Below are 17,710 nucleotides of genomic sequence, written 5' to 3'. Positions count from 1 at the left end.
ATTCAGCCTCAGAAGCGCGGCATACTTAAGCCGCCGTCGATGGCGACCGCCTGACCACAGGTGTAAATCAGTTTACCTTCCGCCATCGCGCGGACAGTGGAAGCAATATCAGCCGGATAACCCCAACGTCCCCACGGCACCAGACCTTTGGCAATCAGTTCGTCGTAATAGGCCGTTGCCGGAATAGTCATATCGGTTTTGATGAGACCAGGACGCACTTCATAAACGCCAATTTGTTCATTACAAAGGCGAGCAGCAAACAGACGAGCAGCGGCAGAGACGGCAGTTTTGGCAATGGTATATTCGCCGCGATTCATCGCCAGCATGATGGCGTTGATGGAACTGACGAAAATAATCGAGCGGTGCGGCAGTTCTGCTTCCGGTTTCGGCTGTGCCAGTAAGCGCTTACTGAATGCCTGAGCGAGGAAGAACGGTGCGCGGGTGTTAATGGCAATATTTTGGTCGAAGCTGTCTGGTTCGAGGTCGAGAAGATCACCGCGTTTTTTCACTGAAATGCCTGCGTTGTTGAGCAGGCAGTCCAGACGTCCCCACTGGTTTTGCGCTGCGTCGAGCATCTCTTCATGCAGGGAGAGATCGCCAACATCAGCAGGGAAGCAAATCACTTCCACGCCTTCCGCCAGACATTCTTGTTGTGTGGCATGTAATTTTTCTACGCTATCGGTATCCGGACGATCATTAATCAGCAGATTAAATCCGCCACGCGCAAGCTCCAGCGCACAGCCCTTTCCAATACCACGTGCGGCTCCGGTAATCACGGCAACAGGACGAGTGGATTTCATACAATAGCTCTCTTTTTTTGAATTTTGTTTCCTTAGTGATGATTAGCTTGCGACTGGAGGATAAAAAGATCAACCATCTAGTTGGTTGATATGCGATGGCGATCACAGGACATTTGATAACCTGATGAAAGTACAAGTTTTTGCCCTTTTTTCTGAAGCTGAAATCAAATCAGGTTATGATAGTCACCACGAAGAGGTCGTGGGGAAGCGTTATGTATCTTGATACCAGCAACGTACAGAGCCTGAAAGAAAAGCTGCTGTTATGCGCGGTTAATGAATTTGCCGAATATGGTTACGAAGGGGCCAGAGTCGATAATATCGTCAAGGCCGCGGGGTGCAGTAAACAGACGGTTTATCACCACTTTGGTAATAAAGAAAATTTATTTATCGAAGTACTGGAATATACCTGGAACGATATTCGACAAAAAGAAAAGGCCCTTGATTTCTCAGATCTTCCGCCACAGAAAGCCATTGAGAAAATAATCGATTTTACATGGGATTATTATATTTCTAATCCCTGGTTTTTAAAAATTGTGCATAGTGAAAATCAAAGTAAAGGTGTGCATTATGCAAAATCACAGCGTCTCTTAGAAATTAACCATGCGCACTTGCAGTTAATGGAATCCTTATTGGATGAAGGGAAGAAACACAATATTTTTAAGCCAGATATCGACCCATTGCAGGTGAATATTAATATTGCTGCGCTTGGGGGATATTATTTGATCAACCAGCATACGCTTGGCCTGGTTTATCACATCAGTATGGTTTCACCCCAGGCACTGGAAGCCAGACGTAAGGTCATCAAAGAGACAATCCTTAGCTGGCTTTTGGTTGACCCTTCATCTACCGCGCACGAATAAAACTGCCATCCGGCTGGCGGGTAAACAGGACCTGTTGATTATTCCCCGTATCAATGGTTAAGCCCGTCACCACGCCGCTGGCGTTCTGGCGGATTTTCACCATCTGCCCGTTTTGCAAATTACTCAGTGGCTTATCCGCGCCTTCTACCTGCGCCATGGCATAGACATCGGTAGCGGGCAGTCCGTGGTCGCGGAACAGTTGCGCCATCGTTTTACCTGGTTCGACACGATAGGAGCGCCATTGATTATCAATTCCGCTATCTGACTGGAATGGTTGCGTTTGGGTGGTTTGCGGCTGTTCTTCTGGCTGGCCTTCCTGTATTGGTTCTGGAGCGACCGGAGCCACCTGATCAGGATCATTTTGTGGCGTAACTAATTGCGCCCGCAGCTGTTCTTCTGTCGGTGGTTGTGATTGCGACTGAATATCTAACTGTGCTTCACGCGTCACCACCGGCGCGTTGGGCGTATCATCAGATGGAAGCAGAAATCCGACCACCAATACAATGGCGGCAATAATGATCCCCCGACGATGCATCGGCGGCAGCGGGTCCATGAAGCGAAAATTGTCCGGCGCGTGCCAGACTTTCTCCAGGGTTGGTTTTAGTTCAAAGCGCCCGGGCATGGTTTCCTCCTGCTCCGCGTCTTGTTCCTCAATCATAGCCTATGAATAAGCTAACGCTATGATGTCCGTGGTAAACCCGCCTTTATTATATTCATACGGGATATTGCTATTGTTTCTTTTTCCCCGGGATTTGTCATCATTCCCGCGACAAAGTTTTACCCAAAGAAGTGTGGCTGATATGCTGCCCGCTACTTTATACCCTAAGAAAGGAAATACGATGACCACCCCAACTTTTGACACCATCGAAGCGCAAGCAAGCTACGGCATTGGTTTGCAGGTAGGGCAACAACTGAGTGAATCTGGCCTGGAAGGGCTGCTGCCAGAAGCACTGGTTGCAGGCATTGCCGATGCGCTGGAAGGCAAACATCCGGCTGTTCCGGTTGATGTGGTGCACCGCGCGCTGCGTGAAATCCACGAACGCGCCGATGCCGTTCGTCGTCAGCGTTTCCAGGCGATGGCTGCTGAAGGTGTGAAATACCTGGAAGAAAACGCCAAAAAAGAAGGTGTAAATAGCACCGAATCTGGCCTGCAATTCCGCGTGATCAACCAGGGTGAAGGCGCAATTCCGGCACGTACCGACCGCGTTCGTGTTCATTACACCGGAAAACTGATCGACGGCACCGTGTTTGACAGCTCCGTTGCTCGCGGCGAGCCAGCTGAATTCCCGGTTAATGGCGTGATCCCTGGCTGGATTGAAGCACTGACTCTGATGCCGGTAGGTTCTAAATGGGAACTGACTATCCCGCAGGAACTGGCATATGGCGAGCGTGGCGCAGGCGCGTCCATCCCTCCGTTCAGCACCCTGGTGTTTGAAGTCGAACTGCTGGAAATCCTCTAAGCAGCGCATTCTGTTCCCCTCAGATTTGAGGGGAATGGACAACAGAGCGTAAAAACTAGAATTTGCTTACTGTCGATATTTTATGTTGCAAATGGCTCTGTTGCGGTTATTTTTGTGAGCTGTTTCGCGTTACCAGAGTGATATGACCCTCAAATTCAACATGTAATTAACATAATATTTAAATCTTAGTATTCATCCCGCTTATTCTTACCTAATATCGATGAGTCCCGATACAGATTCGTCGTATCATAGACGTACAAAAGGCCGCAGAGCCTGAACAACACAGACAGGTACAGGAAGAAAAAAACATGGTAGATCAGGTAAAAGTCGTTGCCGAAGAACAGGCTCCGGCTGAACAGTCGCTACGGCGCAATCTCACAAACCGACATATCCAGCTTATTGCCATTGGTGGGGCCATTGGTACGGGGCTGTTTATGGGTTCCGGTAAAACAATCAGTCTTGCCGGACCGTCGATCATCTTCGTTTATATGATCATCGGTTTTATGCTCTTTTTCGTGATGCGAGCAATGGGGGAATTGCTGCTTTCGAATCTGGAATACAAATCTTTTAGTGACTTCGCTTCCGATCTACTGGGGCCGTGGGCAGGGTATTTTACTGGTTGGACCTACTGGTTCTGTTGGGTAGTAACCGGGATGGCAGATGTCGTTGCCATTACCGCATATGCGCAATTCTGGTTCCCTGGGCTTTCTGACTGGGTTGCTTCGTTATCCGTGATCATTCTGTTACTGGTTCTAAACCTCGCCACGGTAAAAATGTTCGGTGAGATGGAGTTCTGGTTTGCGATGATCAAAATTGTCGCCATCGTGTCACTGATTGTCGTTGGTTTGATCATGGTGATGATGCACTTCCAGTCACCGACTGGCGTGGAAGCGTCATTCACGCATTTGTGGAATGATGGCGGCTGGTTCCCGAAAGGTTTAAGTGGCTTCTTTGCCGGATTCCAGATAGCGGTTTTCGCTTTCGTGGGGATTGAGCTGGTAGGTACAACAGCTGCGGAAACCAAAGATCCGGAGAAATCACTGCCACGCGCGATTAACTCCATTCCGATCCGTATCATTATGTTCTACGTCTTCGCGCTGATTGTGATTATGTCTGTGACGCCGTGGAGTTCGGTGGTCGCGGAGAAAAGCCCGTTTGTTGAACTGTTTGTATTGGTAGGTCTGCCTGCTGCCGCAAGCGTGATTAACTTTGTGGTGCTGACGTCTGCGGCGTCTTCCGCTAACAGTGGCGTCTTCTCTACCAGCCGTATGCTGTTTGGTCTGGCGCAGGAAGGTGTGGCACCGAAAGCGTTCGCTAAACTCTCTAAGCGCGCAGTACCCGCGAAAGGGCTGACCTTCTCCTGCATCTGTCTGCTCGGCGGCGTGGTGATGTTGTATGTGAATCCCAGCGTGATTGGTGCGTTCACGATGATCACGACGGTTTCCGCGATCCTGTTTATGTTCGTCTGGACGATTATCCTTTGCTCGTACCTGGTGTATCGCAAACAGCGTCCGCACCTGCATGAGAAATCAATCTACAAGATGCCGCTCGGTAAGCTGATGTGCTGGGTATGTATGGCGTTCTTTGTGTTCGTGATCGTGCTGCTGACACTGGAAGATGACACTCGCCAGGCGCTGATAGTTACCCCGTTATGGTTTATCTTGCTGGGGCTGGGCTGGTTGTTTATTGGTAAAAAACGCATGGCGAAGTAATGCCGCGTTTATCACTCTGAAAGGCACCTGCGGGTGCCTTTGTCTTTATACATTCCTAAAAAAACTTACCGTCATCGACATCCCCCCAGGCGCGGGCTTACCGTGAATCTTTGCCACTCATTGCAGAGTTCATTATGGTTAAGCGCAGTTGGTTATTAATCGCCGCATTACCTCTCTCCATTTCACCTTCCTGGGGCGCGGATTTTTATTACCGCCAGCAGGAGAAAGGCACTGTTTACGTTGCCGAACAGAAGGGGAAAAAAGATGAGATCCTCTCCGAACTGCCGGACGTTAATTTGTCCCGCCTCTGGCGCATTGCCAATTTAGCCAATAAACAAGATTCCCGGTTACTGTCCGATTTTAATCCCGATAAGTTCGATTGCGATGATGAGGGGGATTGCCAGCATACCTGACTCACCGATGGACGTTCTGTCCTTTGGGCAGGCAAAGTCCTGAAAAATCCATCCGGTGAACCTAATGTTGATGCCGCCAGTTTTCAGGCATTCGGCGCTTTCGCTGCCGATAAACGCAGCGTCTATTTTGACGGTCAGCGTACCGATGATAGATGAAGTGGATATGTATATAGCTGTGTCTCAGTTGCAAACAAATATTTATGTACCGAAATAAAAGTATCAATAGACAATTAATTAATAAATCAGGAGATAAAGTGGCTATATTACATCCACAGGAGTGCTGGTTGCTGGAAAGAATAATGTCGCCGGAATATTATCGGCGTCGTTTTGAGGGGTGGCAGGAGTTTGTCGAGCTGTGCGAGCGACAGGTGGCAGAGTGGAGCAAGGCCATGCCGCTGGATGTGCGCCGTCGTCCGCTGTGCGAGCAGATTGACGTCGTCTGGGGCGGGCGAGTGTTGCCCAATATCCGCAGTACTTTAAAGTCGGTACAGTATGACTTTATTCAGCTACAGCAGGGGGACCTGCGGGTACTGCAATCCGGGGGCAATATTAGCAGTGATATGAAAGGACTAATTGATTATCCGTCGGACTGGATGTCACTCGCCGCGCAAAAACAGTATGACAGACTGAAATGGCGAGGTGCACATTATAATAATTTAATCAGACGTACCTCGGGCGGATACTGGTATGACGGCGAACTGACTTATTATTATGAGGAAAGTCTGCACGGCCCGCTGGCCCTGCCGATGCAATTACCGTTGTATGAGCTGGATAGTAGCGTATACCTGCGTGAGGATGACCCGGTAACGGTGGCTGGCCTGTATCTGCCGGATATCCCAGATGCCAGCGCCCAACTGTTGTACCGGAGTGAACATATTCCCGAGGCTTGGCAGGGGCGGGTACGAACGAAGTATGTCAACGAGGCTGGGATACAAGAATATTACTGGGAAAGCGGGGCGTGGGCAAAATGCAATTGGAAACGTATACGGCGGGTGGCAAACCGATTTATCAATGTGCCGCCGGAGGGATTTTTCCCACAGGGCATGCCGGAGGAGTTGTACAACTGGCCACAGCGCGAAGCGCAGTATGTTACAGACTGGCAGCGGATAGCGGCCTTTAGCGGTGAAGCTTGTCCTCATAGCGGGGAGTGGTCGATTTTTGTAGAAGGTAGACAAGCGACGGTGACACTGGAGCAGGGAGAGCAGATGCCAGAATGGACGGACAGGAAAATGGAGGGGGAGTATAAAAGAGGCGAGAAATTCCATGTGCTGTGGTCGCTGATGAACCGCCATGATGGCGGGTCGGTGTGGGTGGAAGCGTAGCGGTAGCTGGATGTACACGTAAAAACTAGGGAATGGGTGATTTTATTCTGGCTTATACAGGAGCGATGAATAAGTAATTATATTAATGAAAAAAATAAGTTAGTAACCGTTGAAGGAACTTATTATTGGCTGAATAATGAATTTTCCCAGTTCAGTAGATACAAAAGATTGTCCCGGAGTGGTGAATAACTCAAAGCATTTGAAAACGCACCTGATTGTGTAAACCAGGTGCGTTGATCGAACAAATCACTCACCCGCCAGCGCGCGCGGGAACAGTACATTATTTTCCAGACTAATGTGATCCATCAGGTCATCAATCAATTCATTGATACCGTTATACATCGCTTTCCAGGTGGTGCAGGCTTCTGGCGGCGGTGTGACGTTATTGGTGGTGTGTTTGATCACTTCCAGCAGTTCACCCGCTTCATCGTGCTCGCTTTCCATTACGCTGATTGGCCCCATTGCCTGGCTGCCCATGCCTTGTTTGATCATCGGGAAGAGGATCTGCTCTTCTTTCATCATGTGGCTGGAAAGCTCTTCATGCAGCATAGTCAGGTATTTTGTCAGCCCTTTTGGCACGCTCGGTTTGTCGGCGTGAACGCGCTCGACTTTAGTCGCTTGCAGGATCAGCTCCGGCAGCTGCTCGCGATGGCGATCGTGGTAGCGCACGATGATATGGTCGATGATTTCTGCCAGCGGGGCGCTACGCCAGTCTTTCTCAATCGGTTGTTCAGCAAGCTTTGCCAGTTCGGCTTCAATGACGTCAACATCCAGTTCTTTACGTGCCGCCGCGCGCGCCAGCGTCTGCTTACCGCCACAGCAGTAATCCATATCATATTTACGAAACAGAGCCGAAGCGCGAGGAATAGAGAGCGCCAGTTCACCTAAAGGTTGGTCGCGATAAGCCATAGCTGATACCTCATTCTTAATAAGATAAGATGCATTTTAAATGCATCTTTAAGGCAAAAGCTATAACCCTTACGTAGCAGAGGCTTATTTAACTCACTGCCAGCGTGTCAACTTTCTGAGACAGATTCAGTTAAAGGTTTTTCTGGTTTTGCTCTGACTGCAATGACCACGCCAACCACTAACAGCGCGATACCGCTCAGCGTCATTAGCGGCGGCATTTGCTGGCGTAACAAAAAGGTGTACAGCAAGCCTGCCAGCGTTTCGAAAACAATCAGCGGCCCGAGAATCACTGTCGGTAATCGCTGGCTGGCGACGTTCCAGCAGAGTGCGCCAACCCATGAGCAAAGCACGGCTATCGCAACCATCAGACTAATAAACACCAGCGGACGGGGGCCAAAGGGTAGGGAGAAGCCCGGCGTTTGCGTATTCAGCCAGTAACAGGCGACGAGATAGCCGATGAGAGAAACCGGCAGCGTGACCAGCGCCTGCGCCGTCGCCCACATCATCGGATGTTTGTCGGGATTCTCCCGCAGCCAGCGGGCGTTGCGCAGGGCATACCATGCCCAGCAGACTACGGAAACTAACGCCAGCACGATGCCTGAGGTATAACGTGCCCAGTCAAAATCGGGGAGTCCGTGGTTTAACTCAGCAATATTCACACACGCCAGGCCGATGCCAATACAAACCAGTGCCGGGGCGAGTTTTCCCCATGCGAGTTTGCCGTCGCGCTGGCTATAAAGCAGATTGGCAAAAACGGGAATCACCACCGGCAGGGTGCCGATAATCATCGTGGAAACAGGCGCGCCAGTACGTTGAATGGTACTTGCAAGGCAGAAGTAATAGATAAGGTTGCCCATCATGGTGAGCATCAAGGCGGTAAGCCAGTCGCGACGCGCCAACTGACGCAGACGCACGCGTCCCAGCCAGGCAATGGGCAGCGCAATTAACCCTAGCGCCAGGTAACGCCCCATCGACTGCAACATCGCCGGGTATTCCGGTACGATCAACGGCCCGACAAAAATAAGCCCCCACATCAACCCTGCTAACAGGGCGTACAGCACGCCGCTAATCATTACTGGCATCCATTGGTCTGTCAGAAGAAAGTTCAGGAAGCAGACATGATTGCTCCCGGCATCCCGTCATTATCAGAGAGGATGCGGGAGGATGCCACTTTAATTAACTAGTTATTAACATTAAAAAGATGGCTTACGCTTTCGGCTAACGTTGTCGTTGGGCGGCCAATCAATTTGCTAAGCGTTTTGCTGTCATCAAACAGACCGCCTTTCGATGCGCCAACGTCAGAATCCGCCAGCATATCCGCCAGTCCATCAGGCAGTCCGACGCTTTTCAGTGCCGCAGCGAAATCAGCTTCGCTCAGGTTTTGATAGGTAACCTGTTTGCCGCTCTGTTTGGTGAGTTCTGCCGCTAACTGTGTCAGCGTCCAGGCACTATCGCCCGCCAGTTCGTAAACCTTGCCTTCGTGACCGGCTTCGCTAATCACGCGTGCCGCAGCTGCCGCATAATCTGCCCGCGTTGCTGAGGCGATTTTGCCATCGCCCGCCGCACCGATAAATACGCCGTGTTCCAGTGCTGCCGGGGCGCTGGCGAGGTAGTTTTCGCTGTACCAGCCGTTGCGCAGCAGGGTGTAAACGATGCTAGAATCAGCCAACATTTTCTCCGTCTCAATGTGCTCATCGGCGAGGCCGAGCGGAGATTTATCCGCGTGAAGCAGACTGGTATAAGCGATAAATTTCACACCAGCCGCCTTTGCGGCATTAATAACATTACGATGCTGCGGGGCACGTTGACCCACTTCGCTGGAAGAGATCAGCAGTAGTTTTTCCACTCCCTGAAGTGCAGATGTCAGTGCGGCTTCATCGCCGTAGTCAGCCTGACGCACGGTAATGCCTTGTGCTGTCAGTGCCTGGGCTTTTGCCGGATTACGAACGATAGCCACTATTTGGCTGGCAGGAACCGTTTTCATCAAGGATTCAATAACATAGTGACCAAGTTGGCCAGTGGCACCAGTAATTGCGATCATAGGAAGTCTCCATCGTTTTGTCTTGTGTTTAAATACGCTAACACCTAAACTTACTTTTAGTAAGTACGTACAAAAAGGTAAGTATGAGATGAGTCAGGTTAGCCTGTCGCAACAACTGAAAGAGGGAAATCTCTTCGCTGAACAGTGTCCGTCGCGCGAGGTTTTGAAACACGTCACCAGCCGTTGGGGGGTGTTGATTCTGGTGGCGCTACGCGAAGGTACTCATCGCTTTAGCGACCTGCGGCGCAAAATGGGCGGGGTGAGTGAAAAGATGCTTGCGCAGTCGTTACAGGCGCTAGAGCAGGATGGTTTTCTTAACCGTATCGCGTATCCGGTGGTGCCGCCGCATGTGGAATATAGCCTCACGCCGCTGGGCGAGCAGGTGAGCGAAAAGGTTGCTGCACTGGCGGACTGGATTGAGTTGAATTTGCCCGAGGTGTTGGCGGTGCGGGATGAACGTGCGGCGTAACTGCAGGATGCGCGGCCTACGGTGTATGACTTGTAGGACGGATAAGATGCGCCAGCATCGCATCCGACAAAAGTGTCGGATGCGGTTGATGATTTGTAGGCCGAAAAAGAAGTGTATTACTTACTCAAATCCACCTGATAAATCGCAAACCCGATATCATCGGTCGCGACTTTATTCATCGGATATTGCCCTTTCTCTTTAATAAACGCCGCGGCTTTATCTGATGGAGAGGTTTCGAAACGGATATCCAGTTTCTTATCGCCAGCTATTGGTGCTAAACGCCAGTTGTTATCTGCCGCCGGGTGAATTTCCCCCGCACGTTTCGACTCATCAGCAATCCACGCTGCCAGCACCGAGCGGTTCTCATCCGGTGAAGCAAAAGCGATATGGCTGTCGCCCGTACCGGCAAATTTGCCGCCGTAAGCGCGATAGTTATTGGTGGCAACGAGGAACATGGCGTTCGGATCAATTGGCTTGCCATTAAAGGTCAGGTTCTTAATCCTTTCCGCATTGGCATTAACCATCTGGCACTCGCCGTCATAACGGGCAGGCTGGGTAACATCAATCTGATAATTCACACCATCAATCACATCAAAGTTATAGGTGCGGAAACCATCCCAGTTGATGAGTGACTGTGGTTTCGTGCTGTTAGGATCAATCTGGTTAAACTGTCCGGCGGAGCACTCCAGCCACTCTTTCACCTCTTTACCGCTGGCTTTCACCACAATCAGCGTATTGGGATAGAGATAAAGATCGGCGGCATTACGGAAGGTCAACTGACCTTTTTCCACCTCCACATAGCTTGCCGGGTCATTTTTGCGACCACCAACTTTAAACGGTGCGGCAGCTGAAAGCACTGGCAGTTTTGCCAGATCCGGATCGCCCTGAATGTAATGCTCGACATACGCTTTTTGCGCGTTGTTCACCACCTGCACGGTCGGATCGTCCTGCACCAGTGCCAGATAGCTATACATATTGTCGGCAGATTTACCGATTGGCTTGCTGACGAACTGGCGTGTGGCATCGTGATCGGCTTTGAGTGTTTCTACCAGCTTGCTGTCTTCCGCCGCGAGGGATTTTTTATTAGCGATGTCGTAAATCGGTCGTGCTTCCGCTTTCGCCTGTGTTACCTGCCATTTACCGCTGTCATTACTGAGTTGTAAGTCGACCACACCAAGATGATCGCCCCACATGCCTGGCATTACCGCCGGAACACCATTCAGCGTGCCTTTCGCGATATCAGCTCCTTCGATATCAGCAAAATCTTTACCTGGGAAAACGGCGTGAGCATGGCCAAACATAATGGCGTTAACGCCCGGAATTTCACTGAGGTAATAAACTGAGTTTTCCGCCATCACTTTATACGGATCGGCAGACAGCCCGGAATGTGCCAGAACGACAACGACATCGGCACCTTTCTCGCGCATTTCAGGCACGTATTTGCGCACGGTTTCGGTAATATCATTCACCGTCACTTTCCCGGATAAATTAGCTTTATCCCAGCCCATGATTTGCGGCGGTACGACGCCAATATAGCCAATCTTCAGCGTCTGTTTTTTTCCGTCTTTATCGACCACTTCGGTGTCTTTAATTAAATACGGTGTAAACATTGGCTGTTTGGTTCTGGCGTCAATGACGTTGGCATTTACATAAGGGAATTTCGCTCCCGCCAGCGCATTTTTCAGGTAATCCAGACCGTAGTTAAACTCATGGTTGCCAAGCGTGCCGACGGTATAGTCCAGCGTATTTAATGCCTTATACACTGGGTGAATATCACCTGCTTTTAATCCTTTCGCCGACATGTAATCTGCCAGCGGACTCCCCTGAATCAAATCGCCGTTATCGACCAGTACGCTGTTTTTCACTTCATTGCGGGCATCGTTAATCAGGCTTGCCGTACGTACCAGTCCGAATTTTTCCGTGGCGGTGTCTTTGTAATAATCGAAATCCATCATGTTGCTATGCAGATCAGTGGTTTCCATGATACGCAGATCGACCGTCGCTGCATTCACACTGGCGGCAATCAGCGTGGCCAGGAGCGTTGCGCTAAACTTAATCATCAGGGACATCCTTTTATCATCGGGAATACGAAAGAAAAGGGAGAATAAACGTCTTACTTATAGAACAGTGAAGAATGCCACAATTTTACGCTTTGAAAATGATGACACTATCACAGTTGGCGCATTCATTAACGATAGGGTATAAGTAAAACAATAAGTTAACACCGCTCACAGAGACGAGGTGGAGAAATGTTAGATCAAGTATGCCAGCTTGCACGGAATGCAGGCGATGCCATTATGCAGGTCTACGACGGGACGAAACCGATGGACGTCGTCAGCAAAGCGGACAATTCTCCGGTAACGGCAGCGGATATTGCCGCACACACCGTTATCATGGACGGTTTACGTACGCTGACACCGGATATTCCGGTCCTTTCTGAAGAAGATCCTCCCGGTTGGGAAGTCCGTCAGCACTGGCAGCGTTACTGGCTGGTAGACCCGCTGGATGGTACTAAAGAGTTTATTAAACGCAATGGCGAATTCACCGTTAACATTGCGCTCATCGACCACGGCAAACCGATTATAGGCGTGGTGTATGCGCCGGTAATGAACGTAATGTACAGCGCGGCAGAAGGCAAAGCGTGGAAAGAAGAGTGCGGCGTGCGCAAGCAGATTCAGGTCCGTGATGCGCGCCCGCCACTGGTCGTTATTAGCCGATCCCATGCAGATGCGGAGCTGAAAGAGTATCTGCAACAGCTTGGCGAACATCAGACCACGTCCATCGGCTCTTCGCTGAAATTCTGCCTTGTGGCGGAAGGGCAGGCGCAGCTGTACCCGCGCTTCGGACCAACGAATATTTGGGACACCGCCGCTGGACATGCTGTGGCCGCAGCTGCCGGAGCGCACGTTCACGACTGGCAGGGTAAACCGCTGGATTACACTCCGCGCGAGTCGTTCCTGAATCCGGGGTTCAGAGTGTCTATTTACTAAATTCAGATGGCAGAAACAGTGTATTTCCTGATTCTGCCATCCTGATTTCTCCCAACCTAAAAAGTTATAAATAAAAAGAGATTGTATTTAAAGTGCAAAAATTCAATTACTAATAAGTTATATTTTAATAATGAGCGTTTTTTGATAGTTTACTTCTATAATGAGATATTTAATGGCGACATAAAATAACCAAATAAAATAAGGTAGCCATATGTTACCCAGGATCAGACACAATAATTTTATTGGTGCGGTGGAGTTATTCGTAAAATCATCGCATACAAAAACACATTCAAACAATTTTTTTAACAATATCCAGCATGCATTTAATAAAAAAGATTGGACTTCAAATTATGATAGCCTGTTAACTTTGAGGGAGTTCTTTCGTTGCGCAACTCAGATTGATAAAAATAGTTATCAGGTACTTTCATCAAAAAATGAAACTGTTAACGCCATGGATAAGTTTCTTATCAGTTTCAGCCTTAAAGATAACGGTGCCGAATATATAATGACATTGCGAGGCAGTGGATTTGAATACGAAGAAATTCCCATAACAATAAATGAGTATAACTCATTCATGGATTTCAAAAACCGCGAGTTTCCGTTAGAACAAAACAGAAGATTGTATGCCTGGGATATTCTGCAGAAAAAACAGTCTGACATACCGGAAAGGATTAAAGGTTATATTCGCCAGGCGTTTGGTGACGTGTCTTTAGGTTATGCTGTATTGGATGATATAGTAAGTAAATTAAAACGGGGTAAATTTGACCTCCAAATACCAGGAGGTGGAATTAAAGAATGCGATGGATGGTATATTTACGAAAAAATAATTGATGATAATTTTGCCATAGTCATAGAATCTTTGGGCTTTGCGCTTAAAATCTATGGAGGGGATGAACGTTTTCGTAATGGTTCCTCTGTTGTTTTGGAGGATGAAGATTACTCTCTTATTTATAATTTTCTGGTTAATGCAGGTTGCCAACAAGTGGAATTAGCCGAACAAGTGGATGCGATAGTAAGTGCGAATCTGGCCGTAGATAGTGATATTACCGAAGAGGAGATTTGCGAGAAATATAAATCAACCATTGAGGCGTTTAAAAAAAAGCAACTAGCGTTACCAGTATGAGTTCGGCGTAAGAACTCAGAGGCTTAATTCCCCTATCCCATAGATAACGATAGGGGAAAATTATTTTTGCAGAATTTATGTTATTGCCATTATTTGAGCAACTTTTGCAGCAGGTCCATCACTTGCTGCACCTCTTCCTGTGTGAGTGCCCCGTCTTTGGCCCATTGCACGCGACCGTCTTTATCCAGCACCACTACAGCGGAACTTTCTTCATCCAGCTGCCAGGCACCGCGCGCGACGCCATTGCTATCGACAATAAACTGCGACCAGGGATAAAGCTTTTTATTACTCTCCAGACTGCTGCGCACAAACATGCCGGAACCCGGAATCGCGTCGTCGGTGTTAACAATGGTGGTGGTCTGGTAACGATCGTGCGGTAACTTCGCTGATTTAATCGCTTCAATCAGCGTCGCGTTTTTCTCTTTTGCAGAGGTGCGACCAGCAATATGTTGCAGTACTCGCACTTTTCCCACTAACTGCGCGCTGTTCCAGGTTTTGTAGCTAAACTGATCTTTATCAAGCACCAACTCGCCACGATCGGTGATGCCAATCGGCGGCACTCGCTGACCGGTTTCGAACTGATGTGCGGAAGCCATCATCGGCAACAGCAGGCAGGTGAGTGCCAGAATCTTGCGTAGGGTCATGGTGTTTCCTTCTTATGATATGCAGGTGATCCGACCACTTGGGTCTGAGTTTTAATCATATGTGCTATTTATCGAATTTCCCGCAAGTGTGATGCCAGTTTGCGGTCAAGCGCACAAATCATATGAAAAATGAATGCTTATACTGAAGACCGCGCTTCGGTAAAAAGATAATTCTGAATAATTGTAACCTTTAGGTAAAAAAAGTTATACGCGGTGGAAACATTGCCCGGATAGTCTATAGTCACTAGGCATTAAAATTTGCGCCTCATAATAGTTGGGCCGATTGTGGCACCGCAAAGGCGTAATACTCAGCAGGAGATAACAATGAAAATTTTCCAACGGTACAACCCACTTCAGGTGGCGAAGTACGTAAAGATCCTGTTCCGTGGACGGTTATACATCAAGGACGTTGGCGCTTTTGAATTTGATAAGGGTAAGATTCTTATCCCAAAAGTGAAGGATAAGCTGCATTTGTCAGTGATGTCCGAAGTTAACCGTCAGGTTATGCGTCTGCAAACAGAGATGGCTTAACCAAAGTGCTATGCAGTAAAAAGTGCTATGCAGTAATAAGACGGCTCCTGATTCAGGAGCCGTTGATGTTTCTGGGGTTACGCGACGCTTTCTTCTTTATCTTTAGCGTCAGGCAGTTTTGGCGAAAGGGCGGTGGCTTTGCTGTCGATTCGGGTCACCAGCAGCTGGTCGATGCGGTAGTTATCGATATCCACCACTTCAAATTTGTAGCCGGCGAATTTCACCGAATCGGTGCGTTTCGGGATCTTACGCAGCATAAACATCATAAAGCCGCCGATGGTTTCGTAGTTGCCCGACTGCGGGAACTCGTCAATATCCAGCACGCGCATGACGTCGTCAATAGGCGTGCCGCCGTCTATCAGCCATGAGTTCTCATCACGGGCGACAATCTGCTCTTCCAGCCCCTGACCGACCAGATCGCCCATCAGCGTGGTCATCACGTCGTTGAGGGTGATGATCCCCACTACCAGTGCGTACTCGTTCATGATCACCGCGAAGTCTTCACCTGCGGTTTTAAAACTTTCCAACGCCTCTGAAAGGGTTAACGTATCCGGCACAATCAGCGTATTGCGAATTTGTACGCCGCTGTTCAGTGCCAGGCTTTGGTTAGCCAGCACGCGGTTCAGCAGGTCTTTAGAATCGACATAGCCGATGATGTGGTCAATATCTTCATTACAGACGAGAAACTTAGAGTGCGGATGTTCCGCCACCTTATTCTTCAGACTTTGCTCATCTTCGTGGAGATCAAACCAAATCACGTTTTCACGCGGTGTCATTGAAGACGGAACGGTACGGGATTCCAGCTCAAAGACGTTTTCAATCAGCTCGTGTTCCTGTTTACGTAACACGCCCGCCAGCGCACCGGCTTCCACTACCGCGTAGATATCATCAGAAGTGATGTCATCTTTACGTACCATTGGCAGTTTGAAAATACGGAAGATTATGTTCGCCAGTCCGTTGAAGAACCACACCAGCGGGGTGCAAACGTACAGGCAGAAGCGCATCGGGTTGATGATACGCAAAGCCACAGCTTCTGGCGCAATCATACCGATGCGTTTCGGGGTTAAATCCGCAAACAGGATAAACATGCCAGTCACTAACGAGAAAGAGAGAATAAAGCTCAGTTGCTCAGAGAGTTCTGCCGACATATAGCGGGAGAACAGGCTGTGAAAAGCTGGAGAAAATGCCGCATCACCGACGATACCGCCGAGAATCGCCACTGCGTTCAGACCGATCTGGACCACGGTAAAGAACATGCCGGGATTTTCCTGCATATTCAGAACGCGTTGGGCATTTATATTGCCTTCATCAGCCAGCAGTTTAAGTTTGATTTTGCGTGAGGCGGCAAGCGAGATCTCGGACATCGAGAAGAACGCACTTACAGCGATCAAACAGAGTATGACTAAAATACTGTTTAACATATCTTATCCGACCTTTCAGGCCAGATCCTCGGAAGGGGAAGTTGATTAATTTGTGTGAAATACACATTGAAAGCCGATTCGAAGAAAGTGAACCGGCATTTTCAGTGGCTAGTATAGCGTAAGGTACTGTAAAGCCGCCAGAGGGTTAAAATTCAGACAGCTGAAAAATGAAAAACTGCCTGATGCGCTATGCCGAACAGGCCTACGCAGTCCCCGCAATATATTGAATTTGGACGATTTTGTAGGCCGGGCAAGGCGTTTACGCCGTATCCGGCATAAACAAAATGCACTTTATCAACAATCTACATTTGTACCCGTAACGCTATGCTTCCGGCGGCAGACAGACGCCAATTCCGCCAATTCCACAGTAACCATACGGGTTTTTATGCAGATATTGCTGGTGGTCATCTTCGGCATAATAAAACGGTGTGGCGTTAGCGATTTCCGTGGTGATGCGACGATCGTCATCGGCGGCAAGCATCGCCGCCTGAAAACGTTCCAGACTGGCGCGAGCGGCGGCATCCTGTTCTGGGGTCAGCGGATAAATCGCTGAACGATACTGCGTGCCGTGGTCATTGCCCTGACGCATTCCCTGGGCGGGATCGTGATTCTCCCAAAATACTTGTAGCAACTGCTCATAGCTGATGACGGATGGATCGTAAACAATGCGCACCGCTTCGGCATGGCCAGTATCGCCGGAGCACACTTCCCGATAAGTCGGATTTGGCGTATAGCCGCCGGTATAGCCTGCGGCGGTGCTGTAAACGCCGGGTAACTGCCAGAACAGACGCTCCACACCCCAGAAACAACCCATCGCAAAAATGGCAATCTCCATTCCGTCAGGTACATTGGTCATTGAGTGACCGTTGACCGCATGCAGTGTGGCTACGGGCATCGGGGTGTTACGTCCAGGCAGGGCATCGGCGGGGGAAACCAGATGCTTTTTATCAAATAAACTCATGGTGTCGCTCTCCCGAAAATCGGTCATTGGGGTTAAGGTTGTAACAAGAGGCGT

17 protein-coding genes and 1 pseudogene are annotated in these 17,710 nt (G+C 49.2%); 9 read left to right on the top strand and 9 right to left on the bottom strand.

Annotated elements, in window-relative coordinates; genetic code table 11:
• Window positions 1-8 precede the first annotated feature (8 nt).
• Window positions 9-800, bottom strand: a complete 792-nt coding sequence (locus ACJHWT_RS07390; RefSeq protein WP_000843404.1) for a 3-ketoacyl-ACP reductase — start codon at window positions 798-800, stop codon at window positions 9-11.
• Between the two features lie 212 nt (window positions 801-1,012).
• Here ACJHWT_RS07390 and ACJHWT_RS07385 point away from each other — a divergent pair, with 212 nt between their 5' ends.
• Window positions 1,013-1,660 carry a TetR/AcrR family transcriptional regulator gene (locus ACJHWT_RS07385; protein ID WP_001317585.1) on the top strand — a complete coding sequence of 216 codons (648 nt, stop codon included), beginning with the start codon at window positions 1,013-1,015 and terminating at the stop codon, window positions 1,658-1,660.
• Here ACJHWT_RS07385 and ytfB read toward each other — a convergent pair.
• The gene (gene ytfB / locus ACJHWT_RS07380; protein ID WP_001119479.1) at window positions 1,644-2,282 is read right to left on the bottom strand and encodes a cell division protein YtfB; all 639 of its coding nucleotides are present in this window, start codon (window positions 2,280-2,282) and stop codon (window positions 1,644-1,646) included. The two genes, ACJHWT_RS07385 and ytfB, sit on opposite strands and share 17 nt — an antisense overlap.
• Before the next feature lie 217 nt (window positions 2,283-2,499).
• On the opposite strand from ytfB, the gene fklB reads away from it, so the two are divergent.
• The 4 genes and pseudogenes from fklB to ACJHWT_RS07360 all read left to right on the top strand — a co-directional run bounded on the left by fklB (window position 2,500) and on the right by ACJHWT_RS07360 (window position 6,567).
• Window positions 2,500-3,120, top strand: a complete 621-nt coding sequence (gene fklB, locus ACJHWT_RS07375) for an FKBP-type peptidyl-prolyl cis-trans isomerase (RefSeq protein WP_000211225.1) — start codon at window positions 2,500-2,502, stop codon at window positions 3,118-3,120.
• Window positions 3,121-3,428: 308 nt separating this feature from the next.
• Window positions 3,429-4,832 carry a D-serine/D-alanine/glycine transporter gene (cycA, locus tag ACJHWT_RS07370; RefSeq protein WP_000228376.1) on the top strand — a complete coding sequence of 468 codons (1,404 nt, stop codon included), beginning with the start codon at window positions 3,429-3,431 and terminating at the stop codon, window positions 4,830-4,832.
• A 134-nt stretch (window positions 4,833-4,966) separates the two neighbouring features.
• Window positions 4,967-5,395: pseudogene (locus ACJHWT_RS07365) on the top strand (hypothetical protein); the annotation flags it as partial.
• Between the two features lie 104 nt (window positions 5,396-5,499).
• Window positions 5,500-6,567, top strand: coding sequence for a hypothetical protein (locus tag ACJHWT_RS07360; protein ID WP_065203307.1), 1,068 nt, complete (start codon window positions 5,500-5,502; stop codon window positions 6,565-6,567).
• 246 nt (window positions 6,568-6,813) lie between these two features.
• Here ACJHWT_RS07360 and ytfE read toward each other — a convergent pair whose 3' ends face one another.
• From ytfE to qorB, 3 genes are all read right to left on the bottom strand, one after another.
• Window positions 6,814-7,476: an iron-sulfur cluster repair protein YtfE gene (ytfE, locus tag ACJHWT_RS07355; protein WP_000331449.1), complete on the bottom strand. Its 663-nt coding sequence runs from the start codon at window positions 7,474-7,476 to the stop codon at window positions 6,814-6,816.
• A gap of 107 nt (window positions 7,477-7,583) precedes the next feature.
• Window positions 7,584-8,549 (bottom strand): DMT family transporter, encoded by a 966-nt coding sequence (locus ACJHWT_RS07350; RefSeq protein WP_410232322.1) that lies wholly within the window; start codon window positions 8,547-8,549, stop codon window positions 7,584-7,586.
• Window positions 8,550-8,656: 107 nt separating this feature from the next.
• On the bottom strand, window positions 8,657-9,517 hold the full coding sequence (qorB, locus tag ACJHWT_RS07345) for an NAD(P)H:quinone oxidoreductase (protein ID WP_000560585.1): 861 nt from the start codon (window positions 9,515-9,517) through the stop codon (window positions 8,657-8,659).
• Between the two features lie 88 nt (window positions 9,518-9,605).
• Here qorB and ACJHWT_RS07340 point away from each other — a divergent pair, with 88 nt between their 5' ends.
• Window positions 9,606-9,986 (top strand): winged helix-turn-helix transcriptional regulator, encoded by a 381-nt coding sequence (locus tag ACJHWT_RS07340; protein WP_001317588.1) that lies wholly within the window; start codon window positions 9,606-9,608, stop codon window positions 9,984-9,986.
• Window positions 9,987-10,102: 116 nt separating this feature from the next.
• Here ACJHWT_RS07340 and cpdB read toward each other — a convergent pair whose 3' ends face one another.
• Window positions 10,103-12,046 (bottom strand): 2',3'-cyclic-nucleotide 2'-phosphodiesterase, encoded by a 1,944-nt coding sequence (gene cpdB, locus ACJHWT_RS07335; RefSeq protein ID WP_000589437.1) that lies wholly within the window; start codon window positions 12,044-12,046, stop codon window positions 10,103-10,105.
• Between the two features lie 189 nt (window positions 12,047-12,235).
• Between cpdB and cysQ the strand changes: the two genes are divergently transcribed.
• Together cysQ and ACJHWT_RS07325 are read left to right on the top strand one after the other, a co-directional pair.
• Window positions 12,236-12,976 (top strand): 3'(2'),5'-bisphosphate nucleotidase CysQ, encoded by a 741-nt coding sequence (gene cysQ, locus ACJHWT_RS07330; RefSeq protein ID WP_000886897.1) that lies wholly within the window; start codon window positions 12,236-12,238, stop codon window positions 12,974-12,976.
• A 211-nt stretch (window positions 12,977-13,187) separates the two neighbouring features.
• Window positions 13,188-14,099, top strand: a complete 912-nt coding sequence (locus ACJHWT_RS07325) for a hypothetical protein (RefSeq protein ID WP_000937651.1) — start codon at window positions 13,188-13,190, stop codon at window positions 14,097-14,099.
• 89 nt (window positions 14,100-14,188) lie between these two features.
• On the opposite strand, the gene ACJHWT_RS07320 is transcribed toward ACJHWT_RS07325, so the two are convergent.
• Window positions 14,189-14,743 carry a YtfJ family protein gene (locus tag ACJHWT_RS07320; RefSeq protein WP_000175287.1) on the bottom strand — a complete coding sequence of 185 codons (555 nt, stop codon included), beginning with the start codon at window positions 14,741-14,743 and terminating at the stop codon, window positions 14,189-14,191.
• Between the two features lie 324 nt (window positions 14,744-15,067).
• Between ACJHWT_RS07320 and ACJHWT_RS07315 the strand changes: the two genes are divergently transcribed.
• The gene (locus ACJHWT_RS07315) at window positions 15,068-15,274 is read left to right on the top strand and encodes a DUF1107 domain-containing protein (RefSeq protein WP_000689228.1); all 207 of its coding nucleotides are present in this window, start codon (window positions 15,068-15,070) and stop codon (window positions 15,272-15,274) included.
• Between the two features lie 77 nt (window positions 15,275-15,351).
• Here the strand turns inward: ACJHWT_RS07315 and ACJHWT_RS07310 are convergent, their stop codons facing one another.
• Both ACJHWT_RS07310 and msrA read right to left on the bottom strand, forming a co-directional pair.
• Window positions 15,352-16,695 carry a hemolysin family protein gene (locus ACJHWT_RS07310; protein WP_000935036.1) on the bottom strand — a complete coding sequence of 448 codons (1,344 nt, stop codon included), beginning with the start codon at window positions 16,693-16,695 and terminating at the stop codon, window positions 15,352-15,354.
• Between the two features lie 322 nt (window positions 16,696-17,017).
• Window positions 17,018-17,656 carry a peptide-methionine (S)-S-oxide reductase MsrA gene (gene msrA, locus ACJHWT_RS07305; protein WP_001305659.1) on the bottom strand — a complete coding sequence of 213 codons (639 nt, stop codon included), beginning with the start codon at window positions 17,654-17,656 and terminating at the stop codon, window positions 17,018-17,020.
• Window positions 17,657-17,710 lie beyond the last annotated feature (54 nt).

This window comes from Escherichia sp. WS338, from assembly GCF_046486405.1.
GTDB lineage: Bacteria > Pseudomonadota > Gammaproteobacteria > Enterobacterales > Enterobacteriaceae > Escherichia > Escherichia coli.
Note: the sequence above shows the minus strand (reverse complement) of the source record. Positions and strands in the feature narration are given on the sequence as shown.